Consider the following 11,790-nt stretch of genomic DNA (forward strand, 5'->3'; position numbering starts at 1 on the left):
TACGTTTTATTCCTCTTCTGTTGGCTCTGGCTCTTCCTCTTTTTTGGTGCAGATAATCTTGTCTACCCTGTATTTGTCCAGACGGCTTATCTCAAAGGTGAAGTCATCCCATTCCACCTTTTCACCCTTTTTAGGAATATAGCCGAAGAGGGAGGTGACGAAACCGCCCATGGTCTGGTAATAGTCCTGTTCTTCCTCCGGCAGCTCATCGATATCGAATTTTTCCTTAAAGTCATCAATGGAGCACATGCCGTCAATGTACCATTCATTGTCATCCTTTGGTACAATCTGAAGCTGCTCCTGTTCGTTTACGTTGTTTGTATCGCCAATAAGCTCAATGAGAATGTCCTGCAGGGTAATAAAGCCGATTACGCCGCCGTATTCATCAAGGACAACAGCCTCATGGATGCCGGATTCCTTAAACTGCTCCAGTACACGGAAGGTTTCCATGGAACGGGGGATGAACATCGGCTTGCGGATAAATGGCTCCAGCTCCAGGGACTCATTATTAAGAGCTGCATTTAAAAGATCCTTGGTGTAAATTACGCCGCAGAATTCATCAAGACTGTCGCGGCCCACGGGAATAATATATTCTGAAGAATTCTTTATAAGGTCCAGATTGTGCTCAAGGGAATCATTAATATCCAGCCACATCATCTGGGTTCGTGGCGTCATAAGGGAATATGCAGTCTGGTCACTCATGTGGAATACCCGGTCCACCAAATCCTGCTCCGTTTTTTCAAAGGTTCCGTCCTCTGTGCCTTGTTCTATAAGGTCTTTTACCTCGTCCTCGGTGACCACGTCCTCATATTTGAGATTGATGCCGAAGAAGCTGAGAAAGAAGCTGGCTGAGGTTTCAAGAATGGCCGTAATGGGGCGTGTTAACTTTACAAGAGTCTTTAATGTCCCCTGGCAGTTTATAAGGGTCTGCTCAGGGTGGCGCATGGCAATGGAGTTTGGCAAAAATTCTGAAAGAAGCAGTGTAAAGTATGTAACCACCACAATGCTGGCCACCAATGCAACTGTATCGTGATATGGAAGGAAGCTTATATATTCACCTACCACAGGGGAAAGAAGTACGCTGGTGGCAACGCCCATCAATATGCTGACAAGGGTAATGCCAATCTGTACCACCACAAATGCCAGCTCCGGAGCCTCGAAGAGCTCAAGGGCAGCCTTGGCGTCGGGCACATTGTCATCAACCATTTTTTCCAGTCGGCTTTTGTGGCTCTCCGTCAGAGCCGTCTCTGCCATGGCAAAAAATACATTAATCAGCATCAAAACAAATATTATGGCAAATATAAGTGTGGGGTGATAGGTATCCAAAAAAACAACACTTCCTTTAAAATAAATAGTTTGTATATTATTTTAACATAAAAGTGTGACTTCAAGGTAACTTTCGGCAAGAAATTTTTCTTGACAGGGAAGTAGAGAAAGAATAGTATAATAACTGTTATGCAACATTAGTTATGCAACAAAAGTTTTAGAGATAGAAAGCGAGGCACTTTCAGAATCTGTGGTTGGTGGCATTTAGTTTTGCAACCCTGATTGTCACCGATGATTGCCCATATACGGATAAGGAGATGAGCAGTGTGTTTACGGAAATGAGCCTGGCTCTCTGCAAGGCCTACAAGGAAGTACCGGGTCTAATTACCGGCGAATTTGACCGGGATAAGATTTTTAGTGAGCTGGTCAGAAAGTAAAACCTTATGCCGAGTAGTGAGATAGCTTGTTTTTGGGAGGAATAATTATGAAGACCATTGGATTATTAGGCGGTATGAGCTGGGAAAGTACCATTACATATTATGAGATTTTGAATAAAACCATCGTTGAGAAGCTGGGGGGCTACCATAGTGCCAAGATTATGATGTACAACGTTGATTTTGCCGAGTTGGAGGAGAATATGTCCACCGGCAACTGGGCAGGCAATGCAAAAATTCTGTCTGAGGCAGCCAAGCGGCTGGAGAATGCCGGGGCGGACTATATTGTTATCGCCACCAATACCATGCATAAGCTGGTGCCGGATATTGAGAAGAATATCAGCATACCTATTTTGCACATTGCGGATACTACGGCAGAGAAGATAAAAGAGGATGGCCTGACAAAGGTGGGTTTCTTGGGGACCAAGTTCTCCATGACTCAGGATTTTCTGCATGAACGCTTCAGAAAGGCCGGCCTGGAGGTAATGATACCGGATGAGGCGGATATTGAGCTTGTTAATGAAATAATCTTTGATGAGTTGTGCCTCGGTAAAGTTTTGGAGTCCTCCCAGGAGGAGTATCAGCGCATAATTGCTTATATGAAGGATCGGGGCGCTCAGTGTGTTATTTTGGGCTGTACGGAAATCGGTATGCTGATAACTGCTGCGGATAGTGTGTTGCCGGTATATGATACTACCCTGATTCATGCCCGTGAGGCTGCCTTAAAGGCTTTGGAGGATTAATAGTTAGACTTAGTACAGGTAAATAGGGGAGAATTGGATGACTTTAGTATTGTATGTTCACGGAAAGGGCGGCAGTGCAGCAGAGGCTGAACATTATAAGGCGCTGTTCCCGGATGATGAGGTTGTGGGGCTGGATTATAAGACCAGCTCACCTTGGGAAACGGGGAAGGAGATAAAGTCCTTTGTCGAGGAGCTAAAAAAACAGTATGACAATGTAATACTGGTGGCCAATAGTATCGGTGCCTTTTTCAGCATGAACGGAAATCTGGATGGACTTGTTCAGAAGGCCTATTTCATTTCGCCGATTGTGAATATGGAACGGCTCATTGAAGACATGATGATGTGGGCCAATGTAACGGAGGCCGAGCTGGAGGCCAAGGGGATCATATCCACGGAGTTTGGGGAGGATTTGTCCTGGGAGTATCTTTCCTATGTGAGAAGCCACCCCATCAGCTGGAGCGTGCCAACAGAAATATTGTATGGCAGCAAGGATAGCTTGACTTCCCTGGAAACCATGGAGAAATTTGCCAAGAAGCATAATTGTGGTTTGACAGTTATGGAACAGGGTGAGCATTGGTTCCATACTGAGGAACAAATGGAGTTTTTGGATAATTGGATTAGGTCAAATTAGTATAGAAAGAAGCGAGAAAATTGAATAATAAAGATATAATAATTCGTCGTGAAACAGAGCAGGACCACCATGCTGTAGAAAATCTGGTACGGGAAGCATTCTGGAACGTGTATCGTCCCGGCTGTGTGGAGCATTATGTACTGCATAAGCTGAGAGATAATGCTGACTTTGTGCCGGAGCTGGATTTTGTCATGGAAAAGGGAGGCATTCTCATTGGCCAGAATATATTTATGCGGGCTAATATTAAGACTGATAATGGGCAAAATGTTCCGGTAATGGCCATGGGACCAATCTCCATTGCACCGGAGTTTAAGCGGCAGGGCTACGGAAAACTGTTGCTGGATTATTGCCTGGAAAAGGCGGCAGAGCTGGGCTGTGGGGCCATGTGCTTTGAAGGAAATATTGATTTTTACGGCAAGAGCGGCTTTAACTACGCCAGCGAATTTGGTATCCGCTATCATGGCCTGCCCGAGGGGGCGGATGCTTCCTTCTTCCTTTGCAAGGAATTAAAGCCGGGCTATTTGGCCGGCATTACAGGGGAATATGCTCCACCGGCCGGCTATATGGTGGCCGAGGAAAATCCGGAGGAGCTGGAGGCCTTTGAAGCCCAGTTCCCGCCAAAGGAAAAGAAGGTCCTGCCGGGACAGATTTTCGGGTAATTATTGTATGGCATTGCGGAGGAGTTATGGTACTTATCATAAACACAACTTCAAATAGCAATATGTCAGAAATATTAAAAGGGCTTCTTAATCAGAAAAAGACAGCTTTTGAAGTCATTGATACAGCTGATATGAACATAAGCCATTGCATGGGCTGTGGTCATTGCTGGCTGAAGAATCCCGGCATCTGTGTTATCAATGATGATTATGCAGGGATAATACAGAAAATTATTGCCGTTGATCAGCTGTGGGTTATTTCGGACACGGCTCTTGGTTTTCTGAATCATAAGGGGAAGAATGTTTTTGACCGGATACTGCCGATTCTCTGTATTTATCTGGAGTTTCGTGGTGACCAGATGCGGCATATCCTTCGTTATGATAAGCGGACGGATATTGGGATTATTTATCAGGGGGACGCCAATAGAAACTATCTGCGGCAGTGGCTGGACCGGTGTACCGATAATCTGGACAGCAAATCCCTGGGGGCTTATCCTGTGGCTGAGTTGAAGGAGGCGGCAAAATGCATGCACTGATTATTAACGGCAGTCCACGGGTGAAGCAGTTCAGCAATACGGATAAGATATTGGAAAAGTTCACCGCCGGGCTTCAGGAGGGTGGCTGTTCCAGTGAGGTTTATGAGATTTCTGTCCGCAATGACTGGGAGAAAATCCGGGAAGCCTTTAAGGAAAATGATAACATCATAATCGCCTTGCCTCTTTATGTGGAGTGTGTTCCGGGGCTGCTGATGGAGTTTTTGGAAGGTCTTGCACCCAAGAATGAAAATACTCAGTTGTCCTTTATTTTACAGAGCGGTTTTGCTGAAGGGGCCCAGCTTCGCTGCGGTGAGAATTATTTAAGATTATTGGCTGGGCAGCTGGGGTGCAAATACGGTGGAACCCTGGTAAAAGGTGACAATTTCGGCATACGTTTTGCTGAGGGCAAGGAACGGGATAAAATTACGGAGCCTTATCGTAAAATGGGGCAGATTTTCGCCCGGAATGGCGATTTCTTTTCCGATGAATGCCGTAAATTCACCGGGCTGGAAATCTTTCCGCTCCCTCTGCGCCTGTGCCTAAAGCTGATGTTTAAAACGGTACAGCGCAAAAACTTTCAAAAAGTGGCCGCCAAATGGGGCTGTACCAAGCCACTGGATTATAAGCCTTATAAGGAAAAATGATACTAAAGCACCTAGCCTCGGTTAGGTGCTTATTCTTTTATTACTATCAAAAATAGGAATTTATCCTATGCATAACTGTTTATAACATGGGATACTTTTCTAAATCCTTGATTATCCTTATAAAACATTATCTAGCAAGGCTTTGGTTAATAGCTGAATTTTTTTAAATTGTCATAACATGGCATAAAAAATCATATTTTTGCCTCCAAAAGGTATAAAATTCGGTATAAATATCCTGTGTTGTTAAGTTATCCACAGCCTCATTTTATATAACATGTAATTTTGTAATTTCATCTTTGACAGTATCAAAATTTACATGGGTATAAATATTGAGGGTTATACTTATATTGGAATGTCCCATAATATATTGAAGAACCTTGGGATTGATTCCGGCCTTTGCCATTTTGGTGCAATAGGTATGCCTACAAATATGTGGAGTTATTTTAGGCATATGAGATTCCTTGTGAACCCTGTTATATTTTTTAACAATACGCTTAAAATAATTTTCCCAATGATATGAAAATGCTATCTTCCCACTTCTGGTGAAGTATAAAAAGCCTGTATAGCCATCAATCATTGGCTCAATTTTTGGTGCATTCCTGTTTGCAATAATCTTTATAAAGCATGCTTCAACATCAGGAGTCATAGGAATAATTCTGGTACCACTTTTCGTTTTTGTTTTTTCTACATAGTAGCCAATCTTTGGCCTATTTAGAAGTTGATGATTAATATTGATTCTATGGTGTTTAAAATCAATATCATTTATAGTCAGACCACAAAATTCAGAAATACGCATTCCTGTATTGAAGAGTACATAAATTCCTTCATAATATTTTTTGTAATGTACATCTTTTTTTATTCGGCCTACCATAACCTTTTTGTTTTCCTTGCTGATACCGTTTACTCTGATCTTCATAACTGATTCCTCCTAACATAATTAATATTCGACATTGAAGCTGTACTTCAACTTACACCCCCATTATGTCGTGGGTTAGGAGTTTTAGGAGTGGGTGATAGGTCCCGAATTAAGAATAAAAATAAAACTCCCAACCGAGGTCGGGAGCTGTGTTTGCACACAGAATATAAAAAAGAACGCATCCGTACCCAGATATACGCCCGCCTATATTAATTTTTGTTGGAAACTACATCTTGTAATGATATAATTTTTCAAAAGATAATCATTATTTGCATTAGTATTGCTAAGGATACATTAACCTACTATCAACACTATTCTTCCAAAATGGAGGGGCATTCAGCTTTAGATCAATGGAAGATATGAAAGTAGAGTACAATATAAAAAGTCAGTAGAAGTAATTATTTTGGCTTTAATAACGGAGTAATAATATGGTCAAAGAGATACTTGATTTAATAAAATACATTTTTGGTCAATTCATTCAAATAACAGATGGGGAGGACAAAGCAGAGACTAGCCAGGATAAAGAAAAACCGCCCCCTTTATACGATACAACAGATTATGACACTATATGTCAAGACGATGAGTACTATATAGAAGAAGGGCTACCATATGAGTATGTTCATACAGGAAAATATTTTTATGGAAATGAGCATACGAAATTTTATGCTTTCTCCGAAAAAGTAGATACTGGGGTGTATTTCTGTAGCTGTCAAAGAAGAGCTATAAAAAATAATTTGGCTATATGTGACAGATTTTTTTATCCATCCCATCATGTGTCAGGAGATCCTCTTTTTGGATTGCTTAATGAAATGCGGTTTCCAGCGTGTATAAATAAAATAATAGAGGATAATCATTGTAATAACGGAGATGAAATATTTAGTCTGCTGAGATTCAAAGATGGTCTATGTCACCTATGTAATCAAGTGACGCCGACAGAAGATTATACCGAGTATGTATATGCTTCAAAATTCGAAAAGAAATATGGTCAATATTTACAAGCAGGACTACACGATTTGGGTATCGGCAGGTACTTTGATACTGGGACTGTCTATTTCATTAAGGAATTAATGCCAGATGATGTAAAAAGTATTTTGTTACCACCAATGAGCGAAATATTATCAGATATAAAATTATCAAACTCATTATCAAACGATGAGTTAGCACGCGTACAACGACTATTGGATTATATTGATAAAATGCCCGAACCGGATAGAACCATAATAATGTATCAACAGTCTGATTATGCAAAGCCATTTGGTGATAAATATATTATTGATGAAAATGGCAGAGTATATTTGACGAAAGCCCTACGAAAACGCTTCCTTGAAGTAAAGAGTGCAGTCGTTAGTGAAATAAAAACTGCTTTTAAGGTCAAAAGGTGGGTCAATGAATCAATATTAACAAATTATGTCATGGATATTTTCACAGATAAAACAATCTTCACTCATTACAGACCGGCTATCCTCGAAGGACTGGAACTTGATATTTTTATAAAGGAATTGAACCTTGGCATTGAGTATCAAGGTGTGCAGCATGAAAAAGCCATAAAAGTATGGGGAGGGGAGGAAGGATTAAAGATAAGGAAAGAGCATGATGAAAGGAAAGCACGGCTTTGCAAAGAGAATGGGATCAAATTAGTTTATTTTTGGTACAGTGAAGATATCTCCAAAGATTTTGTAAAGGAAAAATTAGAGAAATATATCGGCTCTGATTGAGAGGCTATAACCCAAGGACTCAAAAAAAGAATTGAGTCCTTTTTTTACTGTCCCGTTCCCCATGAGGAGACTAGGTTGTTACACTCACATCGCAGCTGGATTCGTGTCTGCACACAGCAATAAAAGAGAGCACCGCCCCATCACCCGGTATACATCCCGCCCTCAAAAAAGTAGAACGCATGATTTTTATGTTGGTCATATTTTTGTTCAGGGAAGTGTTTTCAAGTTTTGTTTAAAATGATAACATACAAATAATAAAAATTGCTTAGCTTTATTACCCTCAAATTTTGTGTTATTCAACATGAGAAAGGAGAACAGTGATATGCTATGACCAAAGAAAGATTAAGAGAAGTATTGGACGATGAACTGCAAGATGTTGGCTTTGAGTATGGTGGAGAAAACCATCTTATTATTCCTCATGGCAGCAAAAGATATACTGTTTGCTATGGTGATGAGAGCAAGGATTACACAAATATTGATGAAATGATGAATGATAAAGTCTTTTATGGTAAATCACTTAACGAAATAGCTAGCCAGTTGACATTGCATTTTTATTAATCAATACGACCATCCAAAATGTAGGAGCATCCAACCTAATCGAGAGGTGGTAACTATGAAATGGTACGAAGATTATAATACGTTTTTAGCTAGATTTGAATCAAGCGGTGAATTGATGGATGAAACCACCTTTTATTTTCGTAATGAAGAAAAGGAGGAAATTCATTATATAGGTTGTTTGCTAAACTATGATAATCCGTATTGGGTAGGATATTGTGACATGCCAGACGGATGCGAATTTTCTACCGCAAAAGAAATGTTTGAAGCAAAAATATTTGATGGAAGATCAATAAAGGAAAGATGGAATGAACTGGTGATTGTAGGAATAGGTGGAATAAGAATCAAAGATTGGGTCTGATTTTCTTCTTGTAACCTCAGTCCTGTCTTATAATGCGATAGTTTCTTCCAAATGGAGGGTCATTCAACTAAAAGTCTTGAATAGCATGAAAAAAGGGGGGACTGCAATGAGCATAGGTCACGGTGCTTGCGCCAAGCTGGTGGATTATGATGATGCCATGGTCATGTATGCTTATTGCTGTTATGACATAAATAACAGAGAATACAAGCGTTTTGAAAATCTGCTGGATGGAGAGATTTATGTAAGCCGGGATGCCTTTATTGAACCAGAGATACATGAGAGAAAACGAAGGATGCCCAGCGGGCGCAAAAGGATGGTTGTTAAACGGGTGAAAAGAAGGCCTCCTTTTGATGAGTTGTTTGCTAAAGGAAAAATTCAGGTTAAGAATGCAAGCGGTACATGGCATATCTGTAATTACAATATAGATTTTATGGTTTTAAAGATACTAATTGAGATATTTAATGGATACCAAGAGACAGGAACGATACCTCAGCATATTGGCGTGTACTATTGAATAGCTATTTATTTAAAATAATAAGAGGTGAATCTTATGATAAAGTTATATGACAGAGTCCTGCTGAAAACTGGTGAAACTGCTTCTATTGCTGAAATTTATGAGCAGGGGAAAGTGTATGAGGCCGATATAGACAAGGAAGACGGCGACATAGAAACCGATACTATATCCCAGGAAGATATCGTAAAAGTTGTAAATAGACCAAATGATAATTGGGATGATGAGGTCTTTACAGATGACTAAAATGGAAAAACTATTAGAGTCATTACCGGAATACGATTTGAAAGATGCAAAGGCTTGGCTGGAAAACCACCCGGAAGAAGTGCCAGCTGATGAGGACGAAGCAGTAGAGAAGTTAATTTTTAACATTTCATGGGAATACAAATATCGTGCAGAATCGGCACCAATCAGAGAAGGGGGCATGTGGGAAAAACGAAAAGCTAAATTGTACGATAAATGGAAAAAGCTCGGTCTGGTGGATTGACTACCAATACATCCCTATAAAAATGAGGGCCATTCAACGAAGGTGGCTTTCACAAATCGGATCTTTTAAATATTGAACCCACGCTCAAGGAGGTTACTACATATGATTGGTTTAAAGGAAAAACTGAAAAACTGGTTGCAAGACACATTGGAAATCCGTACTCCGGAAGAAGCTGAACTAGCTAAAATGCGACAATATGTAGCGAACCTAAATAATGCAGCTTCAGCCTTAGACCATGAAATATCAATGAAGAAAGATGAACTGGTGGAACTTGATGAAGCTCTGTTATTACAGTCCTTTTCCTTATATAAGCCACAATATGAATTTACAAACTCTGAACAGTATAGACAAAAACTGGATAGCATTCGCGAACAGCAGAAGTACATGCTTAAAAATAATATCGCCGCCTACGGTGCCACGGACTGGACTGTAAACGGTAGCAAGCGTGAAGGAAACAAGATGGTAAGGGATACTCAGAAACTGCTACTCCGGGCATTTAACTCTGAATGCGAGTTTGTCACAAGCAAGGTAAAGTACAATAATTATGATTCCTGCCGAAAGAGAATTGAAACGGCCTATAACACCATTCAAAAACTTGGTGTGACCATGCAAATATCTATTAATCCACAGTATTACAGCTTAAAAATCCAAGAAATGTACCTGGCTCTTGAATACCAGCAGGCTAAGCAGCGTGAAAAAGAACATGAGCGGGAAATGAGGGCTCAAATGCGTGAAGAAGCAAAACTCCAACAGGAGATTGAGGAAGAACGTGAGAAGATCAAGAAGGAACAGGCCCACTACAAAAATGCCCTTAAAGATACCGAGGCTCAACTTGCCACTGCCAGTGATACAGAAAAGGAACTGCTATTAGAGAAAAAACGGTCCCTTGAAGAGCAGTTATCTGAAATAGACAAAAACCTTAAGGATGTCGATTATAGGGAGGCAAACCAAAAGGCAGGATATGTATATGTTATATCAAACATTGGCTCATTTGGTGAGAACGTATATAAAATAGGCATGACCAGGAGGCTTGACCCAATGGACAGAGTATCTGAACTTGGTGATGCTTCGGTTCCATTCAATTTCGATGTACACGCCATGATTTTTAGCGATAATGCACCAAAACTAGAAGCCGCCCTCCATAGGGCCTTTGAAAATAAAAAATTGAACATGATTAATACACGCCGTGAGTTTTTCAATGTCACCCTTGACGAAATCGAGCAAGTGGTAAAGAGTAATTTTGACAGAACTGTGGAATTCATAAGAACGGCTGATGCAGAACAGTACCGTGAAAGTCTGAAAATAAGAGAACAAATAAATAGCTAACCCATACGCCACTAAAAATGAGGTTTATTTTACATGGAGGTATATTTTGTCATGAGAAATTTATTTATAAAACTGTTTTTTATAGCAATTCTTCTAGTCAATTTACCAAATTCTACTAATGCTGCAATGCAAGATGACGGACATTGGCATTGGCTAATTTCTGACGAAAATATGGGGATGTTTGTAAACACCGATACTATAAGATATACAAATTCAAATGACAAGATAAATAAAAAATTATTATCTGGGTGGTTTCTGTATGTTTATGATTCTACTCATGCAGAAAAATATTTAGATGACCCCAATATAAGATATGGCAAAGTTTTAGCACAAATAGATAAAAACAATAAAAAGCTAAGAAATTTGCAACAGGTATTCTATGATTACAACGAACAACCTGTAAGCACAAACAACAAGATTCAAGCATGGGAATATGTTATTCCAGGAACCAATGGTGAGATTATATATAATGCTCTAGTCGAATATTCAACTAAATTTTCTGAGAACGTTGAAAAAAACACACAATCATGATATAGAGAATGCGCTGTTTTAGATGATCTCAAAATGATGTTCAACTAAAAGCAACCAGCATAAAAATCATACAGCCCAATACCAAAAAAGCCTACTAGAATGCTAATAATCACACGCCAGTAGGTCACAATTCATTTTCCTATACAAAGCTCAACAGCAGTCCGGCTAATGATATGCTCCCCCTATAAGAGACAGTGAAAAACAAAAACTGTCATTATAGGGGGATTTTTCTATGCCACATAAAAAGAAAGCGACTACTGAAGAAATAATTAGAGTCATTCATGCATACTTATCTGAAGAAATTGAATTAAAAGATGCTGCCCAGCAACTTCAAGTTCATACTTCCACGATACGTAGATGGATAAGACATTATAAGGCCGAAGGGATCCAATTTTTTATGCCTCACGAACATAATCGTGTGTACTCAGCAGAGCTAAAGATGAAGGCTGTTCTTAGTTATTTAAACGGTGAAGGCGGC

17 protein-coding genes are annotated in these 11,790 nt (G+C 39.9%); 15 read left to right on the top strand and 2 right to left on the bottom strand.

Features of this window, described 5'->3' with window-relative positions; genetic code table 11:
• Positions 1-6 precede the first annotated feature (6 nt).
• Positions 7-1,326 (bottom strand): hemolysin family protein, encoded by a 1,320-nt coding sequence (locus T525_RS0110335; protein ID WP_027407145.1) that lies wholly within the window; start codon positions 1,324-1,326, stop codon positions 7-9.
• Between the two features lie 197 nt (positions 1,327-1,523).
• Between T525_RS0110335 and T525_RS16360 the strand changes: the two genes are divergently transcribed.
• From T525_RS16360 to T525_RS0110365, 6 genes are read left to right on the top strand one after another with little or no spacing between them, the layout of a single operon-like run.
• A complete protein-coding gene (locus T525_RS16360) occupies positions 1,524-1,703 on the top strand; it encodes a hypothetical protein (protein WP_156945720.1) in 180 nt (59 codons plus the stop codon).
• Between the two features lie 47 nt (positions 1,704-1,750).
• Positions 1,751-2,443, top strand: coding sequence for an aspartate/glutamate racemase family protein (locus T525_RS0110345; protein ID WP_027407146.1), 693 nt, complete (start codon positions 1,751-1,753; stop codon positions 2,441-2,443).
• A gap of 37 nt (positions 2,444-2,480) precedes the next feature.
• Positions 2,481-3,074 carry an alpha/beta fold hydrolase gene (locus tag T525_RS0110350; RefSeq protein ID WP_027407147.1) on the top strand — a complete coding sequence of 198 codons (594 nt, stop codon included), beginning with the start codon at positions 2,481-2,483 and terminating at the stop codon, positions 3,072-3,074.
• 20 nt (positions 3,075-3,094) lie between these two features.
• Positions 3,095-3,733 (top strand): GNAT family N-acetyltransferase, encoded by a 639-nt coding sequence (locus T525_RS0110355; protein WP_027407148.1) that lies wholly within the window; start codon positions 3,095-3,097, stop codon positions 3,731-3,733.
• Between the two features lie 26 nt (positions 3,734-3,759).
• Positions 3,760-4,266, top strand: coding sequence for a flavodoxin family protein (locus T525_RS14975; protein ID WP_051533553.1), 507 nt, complete (start codon positions 3,760-3,762; stop codon positions 4,264-4,266).
• Complete coding sequence (locus tag T525_RS0110365) at positions 4,254-4,910, top strand: NAD(P)H-dependent oxidoreductase (protein ID WP_027407149.1); 657 nt, start codon at positions 4,254-4,256, stop codon at positions 4,908-4,910. Before T525_RS14975 ends, T525_RS0110365 begins: the two co-directional genes overlap by 13 nt.
• A gap of 265 nt (positions 4,911-5,175) precedes the next feature.
• Here the strand turns inward: T525_RS0110365 and T525_RS14980 are convergent, their stop codons facing one another.
• Entirely contained in the window at positions 5,176-5,826 is a 651-nt protein-coding gene (locus T525_RS14980) for a site-specific integrase (protein ID WP_051533554.1), read from the bottom strand.
• 428 nt (positions 5,827-6,254) lie between these two features.
• Here T525_RS14980 and T525_RS0110375 point away from each other — a divergent pair, with 428 nt between their 5' ends.
• The 9 genes from T525_RS0110375 to T525_RS0110415 all read left to right on the top strand — a co-directional run.
• Complete coding sequence (locus tag T525_RS0110375) at positions 6,255-7,541, top strand: hypothetical protein (protein ID WP_027407150.1); 1,287 nt, start codon at positions 6,255-6,257, stop codon at positions 7,539-7,541.
• A gap of 327 nt (positions 7,542-7,868) precedes the next feature.
• Positions 7,869-8,099 (top strand): hypothetical protein, encoded by a 231-nt coding sequence (locus T525_RS0110380; protein ID WP_027407151.1) that lies wholly within the window; start codon positions 7,869-7,871, stop codon positions 8,097-8,099.
• A gap of 55 nt (positions 8,100-8,154) precedes the next feature.
• Positions 8,155-8,457, top strand: a complete 303-nt coding sequence (locus tag T525_RS0110385; protein WP_027407152.1) for a hypothetical protein — start codon at positions 8,155-8,157, stop codon at positions 8,455-8,457.
• Positions 8,458-8,563: 106 nt separating this feature from the next.
• Complete coding sequence (locus tag T525_RS0110390; RefSeq protein WP_027407153.1) at positions 8,564-8,971, top strand: hypothetical protein; 408 nt, start codon at positions 8,564-8,566, stop codon at positions 8,969-8,971.
• Positions 8,972-9,007: 36 nt separating this feature from the next.
• Positions 9,008-9,214 (top strand): hypothetical protein, encoded by a 207-nt coding sequence (locus T525_RS14985; protein ID WP_037325611.1) that lies wholly within the window; start codon positions 9,008-9,010, stop codon positions 9,212-9,214.
• The gene (locus T525_RS0110400; protein ID WP_027407154.1) at positions 9,207-9,455 is read left to right on the top strand and encodes a hypothetical protein; all 249 of its coding nucleotides are present in this window, start codon (positions 9,207-9,209) and stop codon (positions 9,453-9,455) included. The genes T525_RS14985 and T525_RS0110400 overlap by 8 nt, the downstream gene beginning before the upstream one ends.
• Positions 9,456-9,557: 102 nt before the next feature.
• Entirely contained in the window at positions 9,558-10,781 is a 1,224-nt protein-coding gene (locus T525_RS0110405) for a DUF4041 domain-containing protein (RefSeq protein WP_037325612.1), read from the top strand.
• Between the two features lie 51 nt (positions 10,782-10,832).
• A complete protein-coding gene (locus T525_RS0110410) occupies positions 10,833-11,312 on the top strand; it encodes a surface-adhesin E family protein (protein WP_156945725.1) in 480 nt (159 codons plus the stop codon).
• 232 nt (positions 11,313-11,544) lie between these two features.
• On the top strand, positions 11,545-11,790 hold a 246-nt coding region (locus tag T525_RS0110415), incomplete at its 3' end, for a helix-turn-helix domain-containing protein (RefSeq protein WP_027407157.1).

It is taken from the genome of Anaerovibrio sp. RM50, assembly GCF_000622005.1.
GTDB lineage: Bacteria > Bacillota > Negativicutes > Selenomonadales > Selenomonadaceae > Anaerovibrio.

Bases quoted from the DNA above. Each gene is read 5' to 3' on its own strand.
- T525_RS0110380 (WP_027407151.1), top strand. From the start codon at position 7,869: ATGACCAAAGAAAGATTAAGAGAAGTATTGGACGATGAACTGCAAGAT.
- T525_RS0110350 (WP_027407147.1), top strand. From the start codon at position 2,481: ATGACTTTAGTATTGTATGTTCACGGAAAGGGCGGCAGTGCAGCAGAG.
- T525_RS14985 (WP_037325611.1), top strand. From the start codon at position 9,008: ATGATAAAGTTATATGACAGAGTCCTGCTGAAAACTGGTGAAACTGCT.
- T525_RS0110400 (WP_027407154.1), top strand. From the start codon at position 9,207: ATGACTAAAATGGAAAAACTATTAGAGTCATTACCGGAATACGATTTG.
- T525_RS14975 (WP_051533553.1), top strand. From the start codon at position 3,760: ATGGTACTTATCATAAACACAACTTCAAATAGCAATATGTCAGAAATA.
- T525_RS0110410 (WP_156945725.1), top strand. From the start codon at position 10,833: ATGAGAAATTTATTTATAAAACTGTTTTTTATAGCAATTCTTCTAGTC.
- T525_RS0110375 (WP_027407150.1), top strand. From the start codon at position 6,255: ATGGTCAAAGAGATACTTGATTTAATAAAATACATTTTTGGTCAATTC.
- T525_RS0110390 (WP_027407153.1), top strand. From the start codon at position 8,564: ATGAGCATAGGTCACGGTGCTTGCGCCAAGCTGGTGGATTATGATGAT.
- T525_RS0110405 (WP_037325612.1), top strand. From the start codon at position 9,558: ATGATTGGTTTAAAGGAAAAACTGAAAAACTGGTTGCAAGACACATTG.
- T525_RS0110365 (WP_027407149.1), top strand. From the start codon at position 4,254: ATGCATGCACTGATTATTAACGGCAGTCCACGGGTGAAGCAGTTCAGC.
- T525_RS0110385 (WP_027407152.1), top strand. From the start codon at position 8,155: ATGAAATGGTACGAAGATTATAATACGTTTTTAGCTAGATTTGAATCA.
- T525_RS14980 (WP_051533554.1), bottom strand. From the start codon at position 5,826: ATGAAGATCAGAGTAAACGGTATCAGCAAGGAAAACAAAAAGGTTATG.
- T525_RS0110345 (WP_027407146.1), top strand. From the start codon at position 1,751: ATGAAGACCATTGGATTATTAGGCGGTATGAGCTGGGAAAGTACCATT.